The organism is Winogradskyella schleiferi, assembly GCF_013394655.1.
In the GTDB taxonomy this organism is placed as follows: domain Bacteria; phylum Bacteroidota; class Bacteroidia; order Flavobacteriales; family Flavobacteriaceae; genus Winogradskyella; species Winogradskyella schleiferi.
Window position 1 is genome coordinate 2055721 of record NZ_CP053351.1, and the last position, 23526, is coordinate 2079246.

Genomic DNA, 23526 nt, shown 5'->3' on the forward strand with positions numbered 1-23526 from the left:
TCTCGTGTGTTTTATGTGGTTATTAATTCTTTTTCTTTTACTAATTGTTTTTGTATATGATTTGGTACAGCACTATAACTATCAAATCGCGAAGAATAAGTAGCTCTACCTTGAGTTAATGAACGCAATTGACTAGAAAAATCGGTTAGTTCTGCAGAAGGAATTGTGCAATTAAGTATTTGAAAATGTGCTTCTGTTTCAATACCTTGAATTAATGCTCGTCTACTTTGTAATTCCGTCATTACACCACCAATCATTTGTTCTGGCACGCGCAATTGCATTTTTACTGTTGGCTCTAAAAGCTTAGGATTCGCATTTAAAAATGCGTCTTTAAATGCGTAAGAACCTGCAATTTTAAATGATATATCATTAGAATCCACAGCATGCATTTTGCCATCATAAACCATCACTCTCACATCTCTTATATAGGAATCAGTTAATGGTCCAGATTCCATAACTTCTAAAATACCTTTCATAATAGAAGGTAAATAGCGTTGATCTATAACGCCACCAACGATACAGTTATAAAATACCAACTTGCCATCCCAAGGCAAATCCACAACCTCTTTACCTCTAAGCGAAAAACCCTCTGGTTCTGGCATACCTTCATAATAAGGTTCTATTTTCAAATGTACCTGACCAAATTGACCAGATCCACCACTCTGTTTTTTATGTCTGTAATTTGCCGTTGCACTGCGTTGAATGGTTTCTCTATACGATATCTTAGGAGCTTCAAACTTTACTTTTACGTCATAAACATGCTCTAATAGCCAATTTAAAGTAGCTAAATGCAGCTCTCCTTGTGTACCAATTAACGTCTGATGTGTTTCGTTGTTATAGCTTAAATTTATTGTCAAATCTTGACTGCTAATACTTCTTAAAGCATCACTTAGTTTTTCTTCTTCAGTAGCTGTTTCTGCAAAAACCGTTTTTACGAGTCTTGGTTGAGGAAATTTAATTGGTTTTATAGTACCAGCTTCAGCATGTGTTGCCAAGGTATCGTTAGTCTCTGTATATTTTAATTTAGTGGTGGCACCTATATCACCAGCATTCAACTTTTGTACCGAATGCTTTTGCCTACCATCCATAATGTACAGTTGGTTTAAGGTTTCAGACTCACCAGTCCTTGTGTTAAATAATTTATCGTTTACCTTCACTTGACCAGACATCACCTTAAAAAAGGTAATTTGTCCTAAATTTGGTTGATATATATTTTTGAATACAAAAAGTGAGGCATCTGCATTAACATCAGATTTTATAAGATCACCTTCTATGGTTTGTTCTGGGTTTAAATCTGAAGCTGAAGGAGCAACATTATCAATAAAGCCCATTAAACGACCTGATCCCATATCATTTAAGGCAGAAACACAAAATATAGGAAATAAATCATGATTTAACATGCCCATTTTAATACCTTGTCTTAATTCATCTTCGTTAAGTGTTCCTTTATCAAAATAGAGTTCCATTAACTCTTCATCGTTTTCAGCTGCTTTTTCTACAAGCTCATTTTGAAGTTGTTTAGCATATTCCAATTGATCTTCAGGAATCTCTAATTTCTCAGGTTTCCCTCCTTCTGGACCAAATTTGTAACATTTCATTTTAAGTACGTCAACAATACATTGAGCTCCATCTAGTTTAATAGGATACTGAACTAATACTGCATTATTTCCTACCAGTGCCTGAAGGCTCTTAACGCTCGTTTCAAAATTGGCTTTTTCACTATCAATTTTATTAATGACGAAAAGCGTTGGTTTGTGGTATCGATCAACATAATTCCAGATAATTTCCGTTCCAATATCTGCTCCATGCTTAGCATTGATGACAGTAACTATAGTATCTGCTACGCGGATAGAAGATATGATTTCGCCAATATAATCATCTAATCCTGGAGTATCTATGATATTGATTTTATAGTTACGCCATTCTGTATGCAAAGGTGTTGAAAAAACAGAAGCACCGCGTTGGTGCTCAAATTCATGGTAGTCAGATACTGTGTTTTGTTGTTCTACGGTGCCTCGTCTGTTAATTAGACCTGCTTCAAACAACATGGTCTCAGACAGTGTGGTTTTGCCAGCGCGATGTGTGCCAACAAAAGCTACATTCTTAATGTGCTTATTATCAAAAACTTTCATAAACTAAGAGATTTTATATGGTTAGAATTCCTTAAAAATTACACCTGAAAGTTAGGTTTTGTTGAAAAGAAAAAATATGACATAAGTTAGGTTTTCAATATTTTTATTGTTTAACGTGCAGTTAGCATAGTATTATAATTTTTTGGAACATTCTATAAATTTTCAGGAAGTGCTTCAGTCTAAGAAAATATGTTTAGGAAAAATGTCAAAACGCTTTTTATCTTTTCAATTTATGATTCAATGTTATTACGTCAAATATTATCTGATTTAAGTCAAGCCAACTGTAAGGATATCTTTAATTTTATAAAACATTAAAGAAAACTAGACCCATATGAAAAATATAATATTCGAATATCACGATATTGCTAAGAGTGAAAGACTCGAAGCTTTTGCAAAAGAGAAGTTAGAAAACCTGTTTAAACGCTATGATTTTGTAATAAGAGCAGACGTTTTTTTCAAATCAGAAAACACAAGTAGTGATGAAACAGGAAAAAAGTGTGGCATTAGATTGAGAGCACCTGGTCCTCGTTTGTTTGCAGAATCGTCGCATGACAATTTCAATGATGCCATATCTGAAACTGTAAACGAACTTTTACGACAATTAGAAAAGCGAAATGACAAAATGAAAACATTTTAAATATATGGGAGTTATAAGTAGAGATAAAGGACAAATAAATTGTATTTATGCGAGTGAATCTGATTTTGGTAAACAATTAGAAGGTTATTTAGAATCATCAGGTAAAGATATTTTAATGATTAACCTTAGTAAAACCATGCCTACACCGACCCAATGGCAAGAATTGGCAAAAGAACTCAAAACAGATATTAAGGAATTCATCGATTTTTCGGAAGTTGAAAACGCAGAAAAAGATTCAAATTTTGATACCAATGATTATGTGACTATATTAGAAAATAATCCAAAATCATTTAAAGGCGCCATTATCGTAAATGGTAATAAAACAGAACATATTAAAACAGTAACAGAAGTTCTTAGTTATTTTAATATTGATAGTTCAGGAATAGAAAAGACTTTACATACAAAAGATCCTAACATTGATAAAACAACTGAGAACGACAATTTTGTTTAATTTATGCATATATTTAATGTGCAATGGATAAATGTACATTATTACGATTCCAAGGATACGACAAATCTTTTTCGTTATTTAACATCAATTATTTTAAAGCTATTGAACAGATTAAACTCAGTTCAAAACTTGAAGCTTTAAGTCTTGGAATTTTAGAGTTTAAAAACCAACGGTTAGGAAAGTTAGTTGAGGAATTTGTGTTTTTTCAGCTTAGACAGGATGCGTCAGTAGAATGGATAATAGAGAATATTCAAATTCAAGAAGAGCAAAGAACTATTGGCGAGCTTGATGCCATTTATGGTTCAAATGAAAAATCTTTTCATTTAGAAATCGTTTATAAATTTTATCTCTATGACACTCTTCAAACTTATAGCAATCCCCTCTCCTATTGGATTGGTCCGAATCGCAGAGATACATTGGACTACAAATTAGATAAATTAAAAACCAAACAATTTCCGCTACTCTTTAATAAAGTAACCCAAAAACAACTTATAAGCCAAAATATCAATACTACTCACATGCAACAAAAATTGTGTTTTAAAGCCCAATTATTTTTGCCTCACAATAATTCCGAAATTAATATAGAACCACTTAACACAAAATGTATAAGTGGTTTCTATGTATCATTTAAAGCTATTTCTACTTTTGAAAAGCTAGAATTCTATATCCCAAAAAAGTTAGATTGGCTAATTATTCCTCATCATAATGTCGATTGGCTTGATTATGATACTGCTATAATTTCTATTGGAGAACATATTAGTTCAAAGCGTTCACCTATGGTTTGGCTGAAATATAGTAATTCCGATATAAAAAAATGTTTCATAACTTGGTGGTAATGAAACACAGGTATTACAAAATTTATAAACCCTACGGCTATTTAAGCCAGTTTGTTAATCATCAAAATAAAAGGCGAAACAAGAAACTTCTATCAGAATTACAGGAGTTTACTGATGATGTTATGGCTGTGGGTCGTTTAGACGAAAAATCAGAAGGTTTATTATTATTGACTACCAATGGAAAATTCAGTAATTACATCACGAGTTCTAAAATCGAAAAAGAATACCATGTAATGGTTGATGGCATAATAACATCAAAAGCGATTTTAGACTTGCAAAATGGAATCGATATTTCAGTAGATGGAAAAATTTATAAAACGAAACCATGTAAAGCCGAGCTTTTAGAAGACACTTCTCACATTGTGGACCGTTTTGTAAGAGATGAAAAGCATGGGCCAACATCATGGTTAACTATAACATTAACTGAGGGTAAGTTTAGACAGGTACGTAAAATGACCGCAAAAGTTGGTTTTCCTACGTTAAGACTAGTAAGAGTTAGAATCGGGAATTATGAATTAGAAAACATGAAACCTAATGCAGTTAAAGAAATAAACCCTAAATTGCCCAAATTGAAAAGAAACCGCTGTTTAAACAGTTTTGAATAATCGGTTAAGACAAATCAGCATATTTTGTTCTGTGATGTCGAAATCACCATCAGCAAAAAATAAAGCTTTAATATCTTCCATGAGCAAATCGATATCTTCTTTATCATATTGATGTTGCTTTAAACTTATCATAATTTTTTTAAGACCTTGATAGTCGTTATCAGTCTCAAATTCCTCATGAATCTCCTGAAATGTTTGCCTATCTACTTTAGAAATAATTAATTCACGTTCTTCAGCAGATTCATTAAAATCTGCATTGGCAGCAAATAATAAAATATAAGCGACGAGTTCGTCCTTCGTCCAATCAATTGTTTTCATTGTTTATTCAATTAAGCTTCCATATTCTGTCCATGAACCGTCATAGACAACTAAATTTTTATAATTACAAAGTGTGGCCGCCAACGCTAAAATACAAGCCGTAATACCCGAACCACAACTAAAAACTAGAGTCCTTTTATTTTTTCCCATCTCTAAATTACTAAAGATAATTGATAATTGATCAATTGATTTGAAAGTATTTCCATCAAACAATTTGGTATAAGGCAAATTCATTGAATTAGGAATAGTTCCACGTCGCAACCCAACTCTAGGTTCATCAACGAGACATTTAAAACGTGCTTCTGAGCGTGCATCTATTACTTGCGCCTCTTCGTCTTCAATAAAATGATGTATACCTTCAAAATTGGTCATTAATTTTGAATTTAAATCCATCCCAATATTTCCTTTAGAATAGATTTCGTCAGTATAATAATCAACAGGAAAATTATTCAGTTTCCATTCTGGCAATCCACCATCTAAAACTGCTATATCATTAAACCCAAAAACCTTAAACAACCACCACGCCCTAGCGCTTGAGTAAACACCTTTATCATCATATACCACGATAATGGAATTGTTATTTATGCCAAGGTTTTTTGCTTCTTTTTCAAATTGTTCTTTTGAAGGCAAGGTGCTTGGAAAAGGTGCAGAAGTATCACTGAATTTTTGTTTAATATCGAAGAATCTAGCGTTCGGAATTCTTATTGCAATTTCATCCACTACTTTATTGATCGTAGCATCTAAGATGATTAAATTTGAGGCATTCATATTTGTATGAAGCCAATCGACTGAAACTAAATTTGAAATTTGATTTTTTTCTATCATCATGAATCCAAATCAAAAGTTTCCGACGGATTTTCATGCTCTTTATAATCCAGTAGATCTTCACCATCTGCAATAATGGAACAAACGGTGGCATCACCCGTTACATTCACAACGGTTCTAAACATATCCAAAATTCTATCTACAGGAAAAATAATAGCAATCCAAGCCGGATTTAATCCTACGGAACTCAATACAATAATTAACATTACCAAACCAGCACTTGGCACAGCTGCAGATCCAATGGAAGCTAAGGTTGCCGTTAACACAACTGTTATTTGTTGCCCTATTGTTAAATCAATCATATGCAATTGCGCTAAAAAAACAACAGCAATTGCTTGATACATACTGGTACCATCCATATTGACCGTCGCGCCAATTGGGAGAACAAAACTGGTTACTTTTTTATCAACGCCTAAATTTTGCTCCACACATTCCATGGTTACAGGCAATGTTGCTGCACTACTCGATGTAGAAAATGCTAAAGTTTGTGCAGGACCCATTCCCTTAAAAAATCCTTTATACGGAATTTTTTTCACGAATAGTTTAAGTACCATTGGATACACACCAAAAATCATAAGTAATAAGCCAACCAAAACGGTTAATGAGTACCAACTAAGACTTTTAAATATCTCTACCACTTTACCGATATCATCACCTGCCATTTTACTAACCACACCAGCTAATAGCGCAAAAACAAAAAATGGAGCGGCTTGCATTACGATATCCACCATTTTTAAAAAGACTTCATTGATACCATCGACTATGTTTAGTACAGGCTGTGATTTATCTGTTGGAATAAACAATAAGCAAACCCCAAAGAAAACCGCAAAAAATATAATTTGTAGCATTAATCCATTGTCAGAAAGCGAATGGAAAAAATTGCTTGGAACAATATCTATCAAGGGCTGTAAAGGTGTCGTTTCTTTACGTTTTTCAACTGATTCCATTTTATCGGCAACAGCAGCTTCCCTGAGTTCACTTTTAGATAATTCTGAGATTTCCTGCGCACGCTCAAAAAACTCAGGATCTTGAAGATAATTTATGCCATCCTTAATTTCGTAACCTTCAGCATCTGCCCAAATTTCATAACTGATACGATTGTCTATTCGGCTTTGTTGATCGATTAAAGCTCCAGGTTTAAAAACATTAACCAAAAGCAAGCCCAATGAAATAGCAAGAATAGTGGTAATCAAGTAAATACCTAAGGTCTTTCCTCCCATTCTACCTAAACTAGACGGATCACCAATATTTGCAACACCACCAATAATTGAGAACAGTACTAATGGCACTGCAATAAGCTTTAATAAATTAATAAAAATCGTACCAAAGGGATCAATCCAATTGATTGTAAATTCGCTCCAACCCAATGTGCTCGATAATAAAGCCCAAATGATTCCGAGTACCATTCCAATTATTATTTTCCAGTGTAGTGCTAGTTTTTTCATTTTATGCTGAATTTATTTCAGTATCTCATTCCTACCTAAATGGGAATCTTTTTAATTAACTTAAATTTATTTTGAATATGTCCTAAATCTCAAAGGTTTTGAAAGCTTTTATGGTATTTTATGGATACAAAGAGATTTCTGCTATCTTGTCTGCCGACAGTCATACGCAGAAATTTGGTTACCATTCACGAGTCTCTTGTCTACGCAGCAGCAAATTATCTGCAATAACCAAAGCAGCCATAGCCTCTACTATAGGCACAGCTCTTGGCACCACACAAGGATCATGTCGTCCTTTGCCTTGCATTTCAACGATATCGCCGGAACTGTTCAATGCATCTTGTTTTTGAATTACTGTAGCTACCGGTTTAAAAGCCACTCTGAAATAAATGTCCATTCCATTGGAAATACCACCTTGTACGCCTCCTGATAAATTGGATTTTGTACTTCCGTCTTCGTTAAATAAATCGTTATGTTCACTACCTTTCATTTTTGCGCCACAAAATCCGCTTCCATATTCAAAACCTTTTACGGCATTTATGGAAAGCATGGCCTTGCCGAGTTCTGCGTGTAGTTTGTCAAAAACGGGCTCTCCCAATCCGACGGGTACATTTTGAATCACACAGGTAATGGTACCTCCAATGGTATCGCCTTGCTTTTTGATTTCTCCAATTTTTGCAATCATTTTTTCGGCTGTAGCTTCGTCTGGACAGCGAATGACATTAGATTCAATCTTACCAAAATCCAAATCTTGATACGGTTTATCAATAAAAATATCGCCAACCGAAGACGTAAAGGCGTTTATTTTAATAGCGCTAATCATTTGTTTAGCAATCGCACCAGCAACCACTCGAGAGGCCGTTTCACGAGCAGAACTTCGTCCTCCACCTCTATAATCCCTAACGCCATATTTTTTATGGTAAGTATAATCGGCATGACTTGGTCGATAGACATCTTTGATGTGCGAATAGTCTTTTGATTTCTGATTGGTATTGTGAATCACGAACCCAATTGGTGTTCCAGTGGTCACCCCTTCAAAAATACCGGAATAAAACTCAACCGTATCCGGTTCTTTACGTTGGGTCACAATTTTGGACTGACCTGGTTTTCTTCTGTCTAATTCATTTTGAATCGCTTCAAAATCGAGTTTCAATCCTGAAGGACAGCCATCAATAATGCCGCCAATCGCCTTTCCATGCGATTCGCCGTATGTAGTCAGTTTAAATAATTTTCCGAAGGAATTTCCTGCCATTGCAATTTATTTTATGCTAATGTAATTGTAATATTATAAAAACGAAAATACCATACCATATTTCATTCCTACAGCCCGAAAATAGTCGTGATTAAATCCCATAACATTCAGGTCATATTTTAATAACAGTTTACTTATAATTAGTTAATTATAACTTAACTCGCATCCTAGAAATATTGAAGTTATTTGCATTAATGATTTCTATATCATGAAACTCAAACGGAAAGTTGAAATAGCGGTTATCTCTGACGTTCACCTTGGAACGCATGGTTGCCATGCCAAACAGTTATTAACTTATTTGAATAGTATCGAACCAAAAAAACTGATTTTAAATGGTGATATTGTAGATGTTTGGCAATTCAAAAAACGCTATTTTCCTAAATCTCACCTCAGTGTCATTAAAAAAATAATGGATTTTGCAGCTAATGGTACAGAAGTAGTTTACATTACAGGAAACCATGATGAAATGTTACGCAAGTTTGCCGATACTGAAATTGGAAATATTTCGATTGTCAATAAGTTGGTTTTAAATTTAGATGGAAAACGGGCTTGGTTTTTTCATGGTGACGTTTTTGATATTTCCATTCAAAATGCAAAGTGGCTGGCGAAACTCGGAGGCTATGGTTATGATTTTCTTATTCGAATTAATCAAATAGCTAATTGGTATTCAGATAGATTGGGTAATGAGCGCTACTCCTTATCCAAGAAAATAAAAAATAGTGTAAAAAGTGCTGTAAAATACGTCAATGATTTTGAAAAAGTAGCGACTGACTTAGCTATTGAGAATGGTTATGACTATGTTATTTGTGGTCATATCCATCAACCAAAAATTTTAAGTATAGAAAAGAAAAACGGTAAAACTACATATTTAAATTCCGGTGATTGGGTTGAAAACTTTACGGCTTTAGAATATCAGTTTAAACGTTGGAAAATTTACAATTACAATAAGGATAAATTGTCTGCATTTTATGCTGATGAAGAACTGAAAGATATGAATTTTAAGGATTTGATTGCGGCAATAACTATTGTTGAGCAACCAAAGACTGAAAAGAAGAAGAATAAAGAGAAAAAATAGTTATCGTCTATTGGCAACCTAAGGTAGAAATTCTCATAAATGCAACCCATATAATATTCAGAATTGAATTTCTAAATCCTCGCAATGACAATTGCATTATTTTTTTAATAATGCTTCTCTTAAAATCGTAATAGGATGCTTCGCTACTCTACCTGTTCCATCTTTAATCTGATGTCGGCAACTCGTTCCGTTTGCAGCAATAATTGTTTCATCTGATGCCTTTCTTACTGCTGGAAATAGGGTTTGTTCTCCAATTTGCATGCTTACTTCGTAATGTTCTTTTTCGTATCCAAAACTACCAGCCATGCCACAGCAACCACTTGGAATAATCGTGACCTTGTAGTTATCGGGTAAATTCAAAACATCAAAACTCGATTTCTGATTAGACATAGCCTTTTGATGACAATGTCCATGGAATTTGATGATTTTCTTCTCTTTTGTGAATTGTTCTGAATTTATATTTCCCAATTTAATTTCTTGCTGAATAAATTCCTCTATTAAATAAGTGTGTTTTGCAATTTCTTTTACTGCCTCTTTATCGTCTGCCAATCGAACATATTCATCTTTAAAAGTTAATATCGCTGAAGGTTCGATACCGATTAAAGGTGTATGATTAGATATTATAGTTTTGAATATTGAAACGTTTTCATCAGCTACTTTTTTCGCATCTTCAAGTAGACCTTTAGAGATCATTGCGCGACCAGATTGTGAATGTGATATGATGTTTACTTTATAGTTTAAACGTGTTAGAAGTGTGATGGCATCAAGACCAATTTCCGACTCTAAATGATTTGTGAATTCATCATTAAACAAATATATTTCTTTTATTTGAATAAGGCTATATAAATGGTTTTTAGATTTTTCATATAAGTCATTTAAAGTTTTGATTGACAATAGAGGTAAACTACGTTCTTTAGCAATTCCTCCTATAGATTTTATAATTGAACTGGTAAATCCATTAGAAAACATAAAATTTGTAAGTCTAGGAACTCGACTCGCAAAACCATTTATACTATTATTAAAAGCAAATAATTTTGTCCTGAATGAAATACCATTAGCTTTTTGATATTGGTATTGAAATTCCGCTTTTAAACTTGCCACGTCCACACTACTTGGACATTCACTTGCACAAGCCTTACAGCTCAAGCATAAGTCGAAAACTTGTTTTAATTCTTTATGGTTGAATTTGTTTCCTTTGTCAGTCCCGATAGCTGTCGGAATGGTCAAAAATTCACGTAAGGCATTTGCTCTCGCTCTTGTGGTATCTTTTTCATTCTTTGTAGCTCGGTAGCTTGGACACATTGTGCCACCAAATTCGGGTAATTTTCTACAATCACCAGAACCATTACACTTTTCGGCTTCACGCAAAATGCCTTCGGAACTCGAAAAATCCAGAATAGTTTCAATTTTAGGTTCTATTCTATCAGCCTCATAACGCAGATTTTTATCCATCGGATAAGCATCTACTATTTTATGTGGATTAAAAATATTACTTGGGTCGAACGCGGATTTAATTTGTTTCAGAATTCGATAATTGTCATCACCAATCATCATTGGGATAAACTCTGCTCTTACAATACCGTCACCATGTTCACCAGACATTGAACCATTGTATTTCTTTACTAATTGGGCAACTGCAGTCGTTATTTCCCTAAACAACTTAACGTCTTCAGATTGTTTTAAATCTAAAATGGGACGTAAATGTAGCTCTCCTGCTCCAGCGTGAGCATAATAAACCGCATTTTGGTTGTAGGAGGTCATCAATTCCGTAAACTCTGAAATGTAATGTTCTAAATCCTCAAGCGCAACTGCTGTGTCTTCTATGCACGCTACCGCTTTTTTATCGCCAATGAGATTACCCAAAAGTCCTAGTCCAGCTTTTCTTAATTCTATGGCTTTATTAATATCATCACCTTTTAAAACTGGATTTGCGTAACTCAGATTTAAGGTTTTTACGGTTGTCAAGAAGGCATCAATCTCAATTTGAAGTTCCGCCGTTGAATTGGCTTTAAGCTCACACATTAAAATCGCCACAGGATTCCCTTGTATAAATGCTCTGTTTTCTTGTTGTGTTTTGTTGTGTTTGGTCAAATTCAGAATGGAATCGTCCATCATTTCACAGGTATGCAAATTATGCTGCATAAGATGCAAAACTGACTTTAGGCAGGCTTCAATACTTTCAAAATGAAGCGCTATCATCGCACTTTCTGTTGGTGGCAAATCATCTAATTGCAAAGTGATTTCAGTAGTAAATGCCAAAGTTCCCTCGCTTCCTGATAAAAGCTGGCACATGTTGAAATCTGTACTTCGACTCACTTCGGCTTCGCTCAGTGACTCAGCGCTAGTGAACACGTCAGAATTTATCAATTCATCAATGGCATAGCCTGTATTTCTTCTGTGTATCGTTGGCTTTGGGAAATTTTCTTTTATTTGACGCTGTATATATTCAGGCTTTAAGGCTTTAAATAGGGTTTTATAAATTGTGCCTTCAAGTGATGATAACTTTGTTTTCGTCTGAAATTCTTCAATAGTTAAACTCGAAAATTCCACTTCACTTCCATCGCTCAAGATGGTTTTGAGACTTAAAACTTTATCACGAGTCACGCCATATTGAATCGAGGTAGTTCCTGAAGAATTATTACCAACCATTCCACCAATCATACAACGGTTAGACGTTGATGTATTAGGTCCAAAAAATAAGCCAAAAGGTTTGAGGTAATTATTCAATTCATCCCTTACCACGCCAGGTTGAATGGTTACTGTTTTTTCCGTGTCGTTAACATCCAAAATTCGATTGAAATATTTAGATACATCAACCACAATACCTTCTCCTACACATTGACCAGCTAAGGAGGTTCCTGCGGTTCTTGGTATCAACGAGGTGTTGTAAATCTTGGCAAAGTCAATTAAATGCTTGATATCTTCAGTGCCCTTAGGCAAAGCAACAGCCAAGGGCAATTTTCTGTACACTGATGCATCTGTGGCGTATAATTTTCGCATCAAATCATCAAAATGTAGCTCGCCTTTCAGTTTGTTTTTCAGGCTTTCGAGCTTCTTACTATCTACATTTTGCATAAGGGTTAAAAATTGACTTAAAAACGTTATAATTTTATCTTAAAATTAAAGTTAACTATTCAATATACTCATAACTTTGACGGGACATTGTAAAGCAATTTTAAGATTGCTAAAACTAACAATTAAAACTCAATTTTATTATGAAGAAATTATTTTTATTAAGTGCAATACTCTTTGGATCTATAACAGTTTCTAACGCACAAGACATTTCAAAAAATGCGATTGGCTTGCGAATTGGTGATAGTGATGGTTTTGGGACAGAGGTATCCTACCAACGTGCTCTAGGAGACAATAATAGACTGGAATTGGATTTAGGATGGAGAAGTGGAAGAAATTATAATGGTTTCAAATTAGCTGGACTTTACCAATGGGTATGGAATATTGATGGCGGTTTTAATTGGTATGCTGGAGCTGGTGGAGGGCTTGGGTCTTACAGTTTCGACAATTACTACTTTGATAATAACGGTAACAATAATAAAGATTATAACGAAACTTTTGTGTTTTTAGCAGGTGATATTGGTATTGAATATAATTTTGATTTTCCACTTTTATTATCATTGGATTTTAGACCAGAATTTGGTTTTGGTGATGTTAGAGATGATCTGGATTTTGATATTGGTTTAGGCGTGAGATATCAATTCTGATTTGAACACTATAATACATATAATAACCACTTTGAAAAATCAAGGTGGTTTTTTTGATACTTTGAATAGACTATGAAAACACTAGCAATAATTGGCTTTGGACCTAGAGGTTTGTACGCTTTAGAGAACCTTTTAATTGATTTATCAAAATCAAATAGAACGGTTGAAATAGTTGTTTTTGAAGCTTCAGAAACGCTTGGTGCTGGCCATGTATGGAAAGAAGAACAACCAGATTCTAACTGGATTAACATTACGGAACGTGCGCTTAGTGGTATTGAAAAGAGACCCAAAATAAAGTACGGGAATATAATTGTTAAAGGATTTCCATCTTATCACCAGTGGTGCAATTTTTCATTACAACCTTCAGAAAATGATACATTTCCTTCAAGGAATAAACTTGGTCGATATCTCAATGAGCGTTATGATTCCATTGAAAAATCCTTAGGAATATTAAACACTTTTAAGATTATTAGTGTGGAAGTGCAATCCATAGACTACAACGACAATGGTAAAGTCATCGTTCGCACTAATACTGAATCTTGGGTTTGCGATGATGTACTTCTCACTATTGGCCACCAACCCACGGAACTTTCAGAACAAATGAAAACATGGAAATCATATGCTAAATCGAAAACTAATGTATCAGTTTTTGAAAATCCGTATCCAGTTTCAAATTTGAATGTTGTAAAAAACACAACTGATATCACTATGGGTATTAGAGGTTTTGGCCTTGGAATGATTGACGTGATGCGTTATCTTGTTATCAATAACTTCGGGAATTTTAAGGTTGTGGATAATGCCACTTTAAAGACGGTTTATTATAAAGTAAAAAAACAGCACTTAACACTTATCCCTTTTTCTTTGGATGGCCTACCATTGGTACCAAAACCTCTAAATGAAATCATAGACAACTGGTACAAACCTACCAATAAAGAATTGGGATTTTTTAAAGCTGAAATTGAAGCCGTTGCACAAACCGAAAAAGAAGTTCATACTATCGACTTTTTAACCAAACCTATGGCCACAATTGCATCGCGCATATTTCTTGATTTAAAGGAAAAAGCATTTGCTCACAAGTTTTCCGCTATAGAACTCGAAGCAATAGTTACTAATTGGCTAAAAAATGATGATTTTCAACATGAATTACTTCAGGATGAAAATATCCCAATTGACAAGCTTATTCAAACCTATATTGATATGGCGTTGGGAGAAATTCCTGTCTCATTGGATTTTTGTATTGGACAAGTATGGCGCCATTGCCAACCGACATTATATGCCGCTTTTTCGCATGCGAAATCGAATAGTAAAACTATTAAAAAGGTTATCGATTTAGATGAACGCAGTAAGCGATATTCATATGGTCCACCAATTGAAAGTATGCAGCAAGTTTTAGCTTTGGTAGATGCCAATGTTCTAAACCTAGATTTTGTGAATGATCCTCATATCGAATTAGAGTCCGATGGATGGCTATTGACAAACGCAGAAAACAAAATTGTGCGCTGTTCAGTAATGATTAATAGTATTTTGGACGCTCCAAAATTATTAGAAATAAACACGGACTTAGTAAAAAGCTTACTTCAAAATGATTTAATTCAACCCATACATTCAGAATTGGGCATAGAAACTTCCGAGGATGGTTATGTGATTACACCAAATGATCAACCTAATGTACCGATTGCTGTTTTAGGACGATTGGCAAAAGGAAGTGTGATTGGTGTTGACGCCATTTTAGAGTGTTTTGGACCGCGTATTGAAGATTGGGCAACCGCTTATGTTGCTAAACTGGAAGATTAATTCGGTTGTTTTTCACTCAAATATTTCCAATAGCGTTTGGGTACATGCCTGACATGAAGTTTCATGTTTTTTCGGGATGCGATATTGGTAGCTTTAAAATAATCTTGCCATAGTTTTTGAAATTCGAATTCTTGGGTGGAGAAAAATTCGTCATCTGTTTTTGTAAAATCGAAATTTGCAGGAAAATCCATATTCACGATTTCGACGGTTTCTAAATCATAATACAAACCGTAGCCTCGTCGAATATCATAAATGACCCATTTTTGGTCTGCGTAACGTCTTTTAAAGTGCTTTTCAATTAAGGGAAGCACATTAAAATCTGGTTCTATATTGGCGAAGTATATATCATCTTTAGTTAAACGAAACCTTACAAAGGCTTCCATTCTGTGTTTTTCCCGTCCTACGGATTTGGCAATTTGGGCTATTTTTAAAACTGAAGGATGCGCATAATCTTTATCAACTGGTGTTACTTTAGATAACGCATATCTTATATAATCCAACAATAACGCCTCTACTCCACTTTGCTCGCTCAAAAATGCATAATATAATTGATAACTACCTCGAGAAGATAATTTCGATTTTATGCCTTTCCAAACCCGATTTGCTTTACCTTCATCTGTAATGATTCTTTCAACCTCAGAGAATAAACCTTGCTGCACCACAAATTCATTTTGAATGCTAGCGGATTTTAATTTATGTTCAAATACATAAAAAATAGCCGACAAAAAGCCATCGAACGTACCATCATAAATCAAGTTTTTATTTTTCATTCTTTATCCAAATAAATTCAATTGATTACTTAAACTTTTCTGGTATTTACTTGTTGAGTTTTGAAGAATCAACCCTTTTATTTTTTCCGAAGTTAAATCCCGTTTTTCAAACTGATGGCTATCGCAAACCATAAAATATTGTGCTCTATTAAGTGCTACTCCGATTTTTTTGAGGTGTTCCCAATTCAGTTTTCTAAAACGTCTGGCATTCAAAATTTTATAAACAGATTTCATACCCAATCCTGGAATTCTGGCTAGCATACGTTTGTCCGCTGTATTGACATCAACGGGAAATTCATGCAAATTCCGCAAGGCCCAACCCAATTTTGGATCGACTTCCAAATCTAAATGTTGATGTTGCTCGTTTAAAATTTCGCTCACATCGAAGCCGTAAAAACGCATCAACCAATCGGTTTGGTATAAACGATTTTCGCGAAGCATTGGCACAGCACTTCCAATTTGCGGTAAGCGATTATCATAACTAATAGGCACATAACCAGAGTAATACACACGTTTCAAATTATAGGTTTTGTAGAAAAAATTAGAGGTTTGCATAATTTGAAAATCATTTTCGCCACTTGCACCAATAATCATTTGTGTACTTTGACCAGCAGGTGCAAATTTAGGCGTGCTTTTTAAGATTTTCTTTTCGGCCTTATATTGAATGATTTCATTTTTAACTTTAACCATCGGTTTAATAAAGTCTTCCCGTTTTTTATCTGGAGCCAGTTTTTTTAGCCCAGCTTCTGTTGGAATTTCAATATTTACACTTAATCGGTCTGCGTAGAGTCCGGCTTCACGCATCAATTCATCGGAAGCTCCAGGAATGGATTTGAGATGGATATAACCATTGAAGTTTTCCTCTAAACGTAATTTTTTAGCCACGGCAACCAAACGTTCCATGGTAAAGTCGGCACTCTTAAAAATCCCAGAACTGAGAAAAAGACCTTCTATATAATTTCTACGGTAAAAATTGATGGTTAAATCCACCACTTCCTGAACTTTAAAAGCAGCACGTTTTATATCATTGCTTTTTCGGGTGACACAATAAGCGCAATCGAAAATACAATGATTGGTCAATAAAATTTTAAGTAAGGACACACAGCGACCGTCTTCAGTATAAGAATGGCAAATCCCCATACCTGAGGCATCTCCTAATCCTTTATTGGTGTTTGATCGTTTACTTCCGCTTGACGAACACGATACGTCATACTTTGCAGCATCTGCAAGTATTTTTAATTTTTCTTGGGTACGTTGAAATGACAACTAATTTTCCTCCTTTTTGTTTATGATATTTATTGGAACAAAAATACTATATATAATAGTTTTATACTGCTACCATTTGTAGCGAATCGGAAATTTATAAAATGATATTGATTCGAATTATCCATCAACTAAATGGGTCAACATTTTTACCAAACCCTTTAAGGAAAACAAAGCATTACACTTACATTTCATAATTATGAAACATTTCATAGTCCTAACTTTACTAATTACATTCCAAAATATGAGTGCACAGCACAAGATTCCTGAAGACATTAAAACCAACGTAAAAACGGCTATGTCTTACTATCCTCAACTCGATAGTACTAAAATTGAATTTCGGTTTAAAAAAAATATCAAAAAATCAACGATGCAAGCGAGACCTACTTTTGGGAGTTTTTTCAGAAGTAGAAAAAATAGAAATTATGTAATTTTAATAAGTGAAAAATTTAAGATTGCCGATAAGGAATTTTCTACACGACAGATTCCTGATGATATTTTTATAGGATGGATTGGTCACGAATTGGGACATATTATGGATTATCAACACCGAAGTAAATTAAATCTTATTTGGTTTGGTATTAAGTATGTACTTTCTGAAAATTCAATTGTTGAAGCTGAGCGCTGTGCGGATAGTTTTGCGGTTGCGCATGGTATGGAAGATTATATCCTAAAAACGAAGGATTTTATTCTGAACCATGCCGAAATCACGCAATCTTATAAAAATAGGATCCAAAAGTATTACCTGTCTCCAGAAGAGATTATGGAATTGGTGGATCATCGTGATGCGAATTAGAAATTAAATTATAGGATAAGTCTCTTCTCCGATTTAAATGTCTTAAAATCATTTTAAAATCAATTCTTCATATTGATTATAAAAAGTCTTTTAATGGACAAAAAAAGCGCGAAACAGGTAAATTCAAAGTTTGACCTTTGTTAATAAAGACTTCCCAATCCGTAAAATTTATCCTTACCCATAACACGCTATTAATCAATTATTTGTTTTTATTCCTCGTTAACAAACGCTTCCCAATCTGCAAATTTATCTTCTCCCATAACCCGTTCCATTTTAACTTGTCCGCCTTTTTTCTTATTGCGTTCATTCCAGTCATAAAATCGTTCCGGAGAAATTACCTTTACTTTTACGCCATGTAAAGCTTTACTTCTAGCGACTTTATAATTTTTGTTTGCACTCTTTAAACTTTCATCCAAGGCATTGGCAACTTCAGAATTCTCAACACCTTCCAATTCCGAACCTAAATACCAATAATGATAAAATTCACCATCCTCGCCACGTTTGGCACATATAGTATATTCAGGAATTGTGGTATCGAATTTTTCTTCCAATTCTCGCATGGCAGCGTCCATTTTATTTACGGATAATTGCGAACCAACGGTATTTAAAAAGAATTTGGTACGACCTGTAATTTTAATTTCGGCACGTTCCACATCAGTAAATTCTATAGTATCTCCTATTAAATATCGCCAAGCACCACTGACCGTACTGATTATTAATACATAATCTTGATTTAATTCAACCTCACTTATGCTTAAGGCTGGTGCTTCATTTTTTAATGAGCCATCCTCGTTTATATATTCGGGTTTGAAAGGCACAAATTCGAAATAAATACCATTATCAGTATTGAGTTGCATGGCATCGGTTTCTGGTCTAACTTGTGTGGCAATGTAACCTTCAGAAGCCAAATACGTATCGATAACCGTAACGGGTTTTCCTAATAAAGCCTTAAAACTTTTCTTATAAGGTCCAAAGGCAACACCTCCTGAAGTGTAAACTTGAAGATTTGGCCAGATGTCATGAATATTATCTAGGTTATGATATTCTATTACTTTTTGAAGCATCAATTCTATCCACGACGGAATACCGCTAAGTGCTCCAATGTCCCATTCCTCGGCACGTTCTGCAATCCGTTGCACACGTTCGTCCCAATCTTCAATTTGGGAAATTTCAATACCAGGTTTATAATAGCCTCTAAACCACGTTGGAATATTACTGGCTGAAATACCGCTAATCTCACCTTCGAGATGGTCGTCTTTTTCATCCAAATCGGTAGAACTACCCAACATCATGATTTCCTTTTCAAAAAAATCGGCGGGAAGTTCAAAATTCTTTAATGCGAAAACTTGCTTAATTCCAGCGTCTCTTATCGCTTCAATCATATCATCAGTCACTGGAATCCGTTTGCTTGTTTTTCCTGTAGTTCCAGAACTTATAGCAAAATAGGATGGATTTCCGGGCCATGTGACATCGGTTTCTTCATTATGAAGTTTGTGCCACCATTCGTCATTAATTTTATTATAATCAAAATAAGGTATTTTTTCAGCGAAGGTTTTTTGATTGTCTGAGGATTCCAAAATGTCGTCAAACTTATAATGCTTCCCGAATTGTGTGTCTTTTGCTTTTTCTAACAACTCTTTCAACACTTTTTCTTGTACTTCTGCATGAATAGTCTCAGAAGAAAAGGTGTCTTTTAAATCGATGACACCTTTAATAATATTTCCTAATATAGCCATGTTCTATTTTATATTAAGTGTTCCTTGATCATTTGTATCGCTTTTTTCTCCGGTAATAGCGGATTTTGCCATTTTGAAAATGGTAACAGCTTTATTATGTTTTTGATCCCAATAATAAGCATCTTCGATGGTAACGCATAGCAACGCCAAATTTGGATCGTCCTTTCCACTGAACCACACTTTTAAAAATGACGACCAAAGCTCGTCAATTTTTTGCTTATTCTCCGTGATTTTTGCCTTGCCATAAATAGACAAATATTCTTGATCATCTTGATTCGCATAGGTTAAATGCAATCGCTCATCTTTTTGTAACTCTCTATAATGTTCACTGTCTTTTCCTGTAAAAAACCAAAGTTTTCCAGTGCTATCAATTTCTTGTGTAGTCATTGGACATACCGAAAAGGGCATACTGTCCAATTTTGTAGCCATCATGGCTAATTTATTATTGTCTAAAAGTTTAGCTATTTTATCTATGGCGTCTTTGCCAATAAGGTCTTCTGTAGTCTCCATAAGTAATTTATAAGTTAGGTTATGCTGCAATTTTTTTGCATTCTTCTGCGCATCTTTTACAAGATGCAGCGCAATTTTTACAATGCTCGTGGTCGTGTGCTTCACAATGGTCTGCACAGTACTCGCATATTTCAGCACATAACAACGCGTATTGTTTTACATAAGCACTATTTGATGCTATCTTTTTAATTAGAACATCACAAGCATCCATACATTCAATGCAGCAATTTGGACAGTCGTTCATACTGTCCTGTCCTGCCATTTCACTTAAACAGATGCGACAATCGACTAAACAATTCTGGCATGCTTCTAAACATGCTTTATATAGATCATTCATATTATAAGGTTTAAATTAACTTATACTTTTTAGGTAAATTTTTATTCTATTTCGCACCTAGAAACTACTGTTATACCTTTGATAGTTAGCTCAGAATGAAAAGGTATTCTCACTCATTAGCTGAAGCAGATTTTCTATTTGCAATTAATAATATTTCAAATTTAAGACTAAGCTTAACGCTTTTATAATGCAATAGGTAAAACAATTAACGCATTTAAAGAAAACCAAAGTTATTTCTTAAAAATAGATTATATTGATACCTTAACTGACCAAAACATGACCAATTCCAAACTTAAAACTGCGTTAACCGTTTTTGGTTTTATCGCTATCTTATTTACCTTATTGCCTTTTGTAGCATTGGATTATTGGTGGATTCGAATGTTTGATTTTCCACATCTGCAACTTACATTTTTAACGGTTTCTGCGATTCTGTTTTACATTATTAAATTCGATTTTAAACAATGGCGCGATTATCTGTTTATGGGAGTACTCATACTATGTGCGATATATCAATTTTCTAAAATTTTTCCATATACGGCTTTTGCTGATTATGAAGTTCTTAATTCTGAAAAGACAAAACCTCTATTAAGTTTATTTACGGCCAATGTTCTTCAAGAAAATGATAAATACAACATGCTGAAGACCATGCATAAAACGATTGATGCTGACGTGATGTTATATACCGAAACCAATAGCAAATGGATGAAAGCCATAAACGGCGACCTCAATCCAACTTATATAGATAAAGTAGAAGTGCCCAAAGCGAATACTTATGGTATGTTACTCTATTCTAAATTTGAATTAATTGAGCCCACAGTCCATTATTTGGTTAGCGATAGTGTGCCTTCAATTCACACTAAAATTAAATTAACCAGTAACGACACTATTCAATTATTTGCCATACACCCAACGCCACCAATGCCTCAAGAAAACCCGACATCGTCGGATAGGGATACTGAGATGATGATGATTGCAAAATTGGCGTTAGACTCTAAATATCCTGTAGTAGTGATAGGCGATTTTAATGATGTCGCTTGGTCTGTAACCTCAAAACTATTTCAGAACGTTAGTCGGTTGTTGGATATTAGAAAAGGACGTGGACTTTACAATACGTATAGCGCAGACAGTTATATTATGAGATGGCCATTGGATCATATATTTATCTCCAGTGAATTTAAACTCCGAAAAGTAAAGCGCTGTGACGATATCAATTCGGATCATTTTCCGTTATTGACCATTTTAAGTTATGAACCTGAAGATCGAGAACTTCAACAACGGCCTTACCCCACAAAAGATGAATTGAAACGTGCTGAGGATCAAATTAAAAAATTTAAGGAAGAACAATTAAAACAAAATTAATATGAAAGAATGGTTTAAATTTTCAATAGATGGTTTTTTTGCTATTGTACTTACAGCAATTGGCATTTATATAGCCTTGGTTATTCTAACACGAATTAGCGGTAAACGCAGTTTTTCAAAAATGTCTAGTTTCGATTTTGCAATGACCGTCGCTATTGGCTCAGTTTTGGCAACGGCCGTAATTTCTAAATCGGTCTCACTGCAACATGGTATTACAGGTTTAGCGATTATATATCTCTTACAAATGGTTGTGGCTGCAGCCAGAAAATGGCGACCAATTCAAAAGATAATGGATAATAAACCGACTTTACTCATGGAAAATGGTAAAATTATTGAAGGGAGTTTAGAGAAATGTAAAGTTACTGAATCCGACATAAAAGCCAAGTTACGCGAAGCTAACGTCATCCAATTATCCGAAGTCAAAGCTGTTGTTTTTGAATCTACAGGAGATATTTCGGTTTTGCACGGTTCTGATGATAAAGCTATTGACGAATGGCTATTGGATTTTTGAACAATAGCTAAAAATTTGCTTAATTTTGCCCAACTTTAATTTGAAAATCGACTTAGAATGAAAGATACAGCTTTATCCGCAACACATCAGGCACTTGATGCAAAAATGGTCCCTTTTGCTGGTTACAATATGCCAGTTCAGTATGAAGGTGTAAACGCAGAACACGAAACGGTAAGAAAAGCAGTTGGCGTTTTTGATGTCTCCCATATGGGCGAATTTTTAATTGAAGGCCCAAATGCCTTAGCCTTGATTCAGAAAGTATCAAGCAATGATGCCTCTAAATTGGACGTCGGAAAAGCACAATACAGTTGTTTACCAAATGATGATGGTGGTATTGTTGACGATTTGATCATTTATAAAGTGAAAGATGAGACGTATCTACTGGTTGTGAACGCGAGCAATATTGAAAAAGATTGGAACTGGATTTCTTCTAAAAACGATGTCGGTGCCGAGATGAAAGATCTTAGTGAAAATTATTCTTTACTTGCTATTCAAGGTCCAAAAGCGATTGAAGCGATGCAGTCCTTATCGAGCCATGATTTGTCGGACATAAAATTCTATAATTTCATAGTTGGTGATTTTGCAGGGATTGATCACGTTATTATTTCTGCAACTGGCTATACGGGAAGTGGCGGTTTCGAAATTTATTGTAAAAATTCTGAGGTCAAACAAATTTGGGATAAGGTTTTTGAAGCAGGCGCGGATTATGGCATAAAGCCTATTGGTTTAGCCGCAAGAGATACTTTGCGTCTGGAAATGGGCTACTGTTTGTACGGTAATGATATTGATGAAACTACTTCTCCCATTGAAGCTGGTTTGGGCTGGGTTTGTAAATTCAACAAGGATTTTACCAATAGTGATGCTTTACAAGCCGAAAAAGAACGTACACCAGAACGAAAATTAGTTGCCTTTCAATTAGACGAGCGTGGCATTCCACGTCAAGGTTATGATATTGTAGATAGCAACGGAAACACCATTGGCAATGTCACTTCAGGTACCATGAGTCCGAGTTTGGGCAAAGGTATTGGTATGGGTTATGTGCCAAAGGTATTTTCTAAAGTGGATAGTAAGATATTTATTCAAGTGCGTAAAAATGCGATTCCGGCAACCGTTGTAAAACCACCTTTCTATAAACGAGTAGAAGGATAATTTTTTGAA

21 protein-coding genes are annotated in these 23526 nt (G+C 34.6%); 11 read left to right on the forward strand and 10 right to left on the reverse strand.

Annotated elements, in window-relative coordinates:
- Positions 1–11: 11 nt before the first annotated feature.
- The gene (locus HM990_RS08830) at positions 12–2132 is read right to left on the reverse strand and encodes an elongation factor G (protein WP_178988583.1); all 2121 of its coding nucleotides are present in this window, start codon (positions 2130–2132) and stop codon (positions 12–14) included.
- Between the two features lie 331 nt (positions 2133–2463).
- Between HM990_RS08830 and hpf the strand changes: the two genes are divergently transcribed.
- The 4 genes from hpf to HM990_RS08850 are packed head-to-tail and all read left to right on the forward strand — an operon-like array spanning position 2464 to position 4661.
- Positions 2464–2769 carry a ribosome hibernation-promoting factor, HPF/YfiA family gene (hpf, locus tag HM990_RS08835; protein ID WP_178988584.1) on the forward strand — a complete coding sequence of 102 codons (306 nt, stop codon included), beginning with the start codon at positions 2464–2466 and terminating at the stop codon, positions 2767–2769.
- Between the two features lie 4 nt (positions 2770–2773).
- Positions 2774–3220, forward strand: coding sequence for an arsenate reductase family protein (locus HM990_RS08840; RefSeq protein WP_178988585.1), 447 nt, complete (start codon positions 2774–2776; stop codon positions 3218–3220).
- A gap of 23 nt (positions 3221–3243) precedes the next feature.
- The gene (locus HM990_RS08845; RefSeq protein WP_178988586.1) at positions 3244–4056 is read left to right on the forward strand and encodes a DUF1853 family protein; all 813 of its coding nucleotides are present in this window, start codon (positions 3244–3246) and stop codon (positions 4054–4056) included.
- Positions 4056–4661, forward strand: a complete 606-nt coding sequence (locus tag HM990_RS08850; RefSeq protein ID WP_178988587.1) for a pseudouridine synthase — start codon at positions 4056–4058, stop codon at positions 4659–4661. Before HM990_RS08845 ends, HM990_RS08850 begins: the two co-directional genes overlap by 1 nt.
- Here HM990_RS08850 and HM990_RS08855 read toward each other — a convergent pair.
- The 4 genes from HM990_RS08855 to aroC form a co-directional block, all read right to left on the reverse strand.
- Positions 4644–4979, reverse strand: coding sequence for a hypothetical protein (locus tag HM990_RS08855; protein WP_178988588.1), 336 nt, complete (start codon positions 4977–4979; stop codon positions 4644–4646). The two genes, HM990_RS08850 and HM990_RS08855, sit on opposite strands and share 18 nt — an antisense overlap.
- 3 nt (positions 4980–4982) lie before the next feature.
- Positions 4983–5807 carry a sulfurtransferase gene (locus HM990_RS08860; protein ID WP_229719420.1) on the reverse strand — a complete coding sequence of 275 codons (825 nt, stop codon included), beginning with the start codon at positions 5805–5807 and terminating at the stop codon, positions 4983–4985.
- On the reverse strand, positions 5804–7249 hold the full coding sequence (locus HM990_RS08865; RefSeq protein ID WP_178988589.1) for a dicarboxylate/amino acid:cation symporter: 1446 nt from the start codon (positions 7247–7249) through the stop codon (positions 5804–5806). Before HM990_RS08865 ends, HM990_RS08860 begins: the two co-directional genes overlap by 4 nt.
- Before the next feature lie 178 nt (positions 7250–7427).
- A complete protein-coding gene (gene aroC / locus HM990_RS08870; protein ID WP_178988590.1) occupies positions 7428–8498 on the reverse strand; it encodes a chorismate synthase in 1071 nt (356 codons plus the stop codon).
- Between the two features lie 208 nt (positions 8499–8706).
- Between aroC and HM990_RS08875 the strand changes: the two genes are divergently transcribed.
- Positions 8707–9573, forward strand: a complete 867-nt coding sequence (locus tag HM990_RS08875) for a UDP-2,3-diacylglucosamine diphosphatase (RefSeq protein WP_178988591.1) — start codon at positions 8707–8709, stop codon at positions 9571–9573.
- Positions 9574–9669: 96 nt separating this feature from the next.
- On the opposite strand, the gene HM990_RS08880 is transcribed toward HM990_RS08875, so the two are convergent.
- Positions 9670–12648, reverse strand: coding sequence for an FAD-binding and (Fe-S)-binding domain-containing protein (locus tag HM990_RS08880; RefSeq protein ID WP_178988592.1), 2979 nt, complete (start codon positions 12646–12648; stop codon positions 9670–9672).
- A gap of 140 nt (positions 12649–12788) precedes the next feature.
- Between HM990_RS08880 and HM990_RS08885 the strand changes: the two genes are divergently transcribed.
- Positions 12789–13292 carry a hypothetical protein gene (locus tag HM990_RS08885; RefSeq protein WP_178988593.1) on the forward strand — a complete coding sequence of 168 codons (504 nt, stop codon included), beginning with the start codon at positions 12789–12791 and terminating at the stop codon, positions 13290–13292.
- A gap of 72 nt (positions 13293–13364) precedes the next feature.
- Positions 13365–15086: an FAD/NAD(P)-binding protein gene (locus HM990_RS08890; RefSeq protein WP_178988594.1), complete on the forward strand. Its 1722-nt coding sequence runs from the start codon at positions 13365–13367 to the stop codon at positions 15084–15086.
- On the opposite strand, the gene HM990_RS08895 is transcribed toward HM990_RS08890, so the two are convergent.
- A complete protein-coding gene (locus tag HM990_RS08895; protein ID WP_178988595.1) occupies positions 15083–15856 on the reverse strand; it encodes a TIGR03915 family putative DNA repair protein in 774 nt (257 codons plus the stop codon). The genes HM990_RS08890 and HM990_RS08895 overlap by 4 nt on opposite strands.
- Positions 15857–15859: 3 nt before the next feature.
- On the reverse strand, positions 15860–17122 hold the full coding sequence (locus tag HM990_RS08900) for a putative DNA modification/repair radical SAM protein (RefSeq protein ID WP_178988596.1): 1263 nt from the start codon (positions 17120–17122) through the stop codon (positions 15860–15862).
- 241 nt (positions 17123–17363) lie between these two features.
- On the opposite strand from HM990_RS08900, the gene HM990_RS08905 reads away from it, so the two are divergent.
- A complete protein-coding gene (locus HM990_RS08905; RefSeq protein ID WP_178988597.1) occupies positions 17364–17915 on the forward strand; it encodes a hypothetical protein in 552 nt (183 codons plus the stop codon).
- A gap of 209 nt (positions 17916–18124) precedes the next feature.
- On the opposite strand, the gene HM990_RS08910 is transcribed toward HM990_RS08905, so the two are convergent.
- Entirely contained in the window at positions 18125–19651 is a 1527-nt protein-coding gene (locus HM990_RS08910; protein WP_178988598.1) for a GH3 family domain-containing protein, read from the reverse strand.
- A 3-nt stretch (positions 19652–19654) separates the two neighbouring features.
- Positions 19655–20299 carry a pyridoxamine 5'-phosphate oxidase family protein gene (locus HM990_RS08915; RefSeq protein WP_229719421.1) on the reverse strand — a complete coding sequence of 215 codons (645 nt, stop codon included), beginning with the start codon at positions 20297–20299 and terminating at the stop codon, positions 19655–19657.
- Positions 20300–20774: 475 nt separating this feature from the next.
- On the opposite strand from HM990_RS08915, the gene HM990_RS08925 reads away from it, so the two are divergent.
- The 3 genes from HM990_RS08925 to gcvT are packed head-to-tail and all read left to right on the forward strand — an operon-like array spanning position 20775 to position 23517.
- Positions 20775–21857 (forward strand): endonuclease/exonuclease/phosphatase family protein, encoded by a 1083-nt coding sequence (locus tag HM990_RS08925; RefSeq protein WP_178988601.1) that lies wholly within the window; start codon positions 20775–20777, stop codon positions 21855–21857.
- A 1-nt stretch (position 21858) separates the two neighbouring features.
- Entirely contained in the window at positions 21859–22368 is a 510-nt protein-coding gene (locus HM990_RS08930; RefSeq protein WP_178988602.1) for a DUF421 domain-containing protein, read from the forward strand.
- 57 nt (positions 22369–22425) lie between these two features.
- A complete protein-coding gene (gcvT, locus tag HM990_RS08935) occupies positions 22426–23517 on the forward strand; it encodes a glycine cleavage system aminomethyltransferase GcvT (protein WP_178988603.1) in 1092 nt (363 codons plus the stop codon).
- The last annotated feature ends 9 nt before the right edge of the window (positions 23518–23526 follow it).

Bases quoted from the DNA above. Each gene is read 5' to 3' on its own strand.
- HM990_RS08830 (WP_178988583.1), bottom strand. From the start codon at position 2,132: ATGAAAGTTTTTGATAATAAGCACATTAAGAATGTAGCTTTTGTTGGC.
- hpf (WP_178988584.1), top strand. From the start codon at position 2,464: ATGAAAAATATAATATTCGAATATCACGATATTGCTAAGAGTGAAAGA.
- HM990_RS08840 (WP_178988585.1), top strand. From the start codon at position 2,774: ATGGGAGTTATAAGTAGAGATAAAGGACAAATAAATTGTATTTATGCG.
- HM990_RS08845 (WP_178988586.1), top strand. From the start codon at position 3,244: ATGGATAAATGTACATTATTACGATTCCAAGGATACGACAAATCTTTT.
- HM990_RS08850 (WP_178988587.1), top strand. From the start codon at position 4,056: ATGAAACACAGGTATTACAAAATTTATAAACCCTACGGCTATTTAAGC.
- HM990_RS08855 (WP_178988588.1), bottom strand. From the start codon at position 4,979: ATGAAAACAATTGATTGGACGAAGGACGAACTCGTCGCTTATATTTTA.
- HM990_RS08860 (WP_229719420.1), bottom strand. From the start codon at position 5,807: ATGATGATAGAAAAAAATCAAATTTCAAATTTAGTTTCAGTCGATTGG.
- HM990_RS08865 (WP_178988589.1), bottom strand. From the start codon at position 7,249: ATGAAAAAACTAGCACTACACTGGAAAATAATAATTGGAATGGTACTC.
- aroC (WP_178988590.1), bottom strand. From the start codon at position 8,498: ATGGCAGGAAATTCCTTCGGAAAATTATTTAAACTGACTACATACGGC.
- HM990_RS08875 (WP_178988591.1), top strand. From the start codon at position 8,707: ATGAAACTCAAACGGAAAGTTGAAATAGCGGTTATCTCTGACGTTCAC.
- HM990_RS08880 (WP_178988592.1), bottom strand. From the start codon at position 12,648: ATGCAAAATGTAGATAGTAAGAAGCTCGAAAGCCTGAAAAACAAACTG.
- HM990_RS08885 (WP_178988593.1), top strand. From the start codon at position 12,789: ATGAAGAAATTATTTTTATTAAGTGCAATACTCTTTGGATCTATAACA.
- HM990_RS08890 (WP_178988594.1), top strand. From the start codon at position 13,365: ATGAAAACACTAGCAATAATTGGCTTTGGACCTAGAGGTTTGTACGCT.
- HM990_RS08895 (WP_178988595.1), bottom strand. From the start codon at position 15,856: ATGAAAAATAAAAACTTGATTTATGATGGTACGTTCGATGGCTTTTTG.
- HM990_RS08905 (WP_178988597.1), top strand. From the start codon at position 17,364: ATGAGTGCACAGCACAAGATTCCTGAAGACATTAAAACCAACGTAAAA.
- HM990_RS08910 (WP_178988598.1), bottom strand. From the start codon at position 19,651: ATGGCTATATTAGGAAATATTATTAAAGGTGTCATCGATTTAAAAGAC.
- HM990_RS08925 (WP_178988601.1), top strand. From the start codon at position 20,775: ATGACCAATTCCAAACTTAAAACTGCGTTAACCGTTTTTGGTTTTATC.
- HM990_RS08930 (WP_178988602.1), top strand. From the start codon at position 21,859: ATGAAAGAATGGTTTAAATTTTCAATAGATGGTTTTTTTGCTATTGTA.
- gcvT (WP_178988603.1), top strand. From the start codon at position 22,426: ATGAAAGATACAGCTTTATCCGCAACACATCAGGCACTTGATGCAAAA.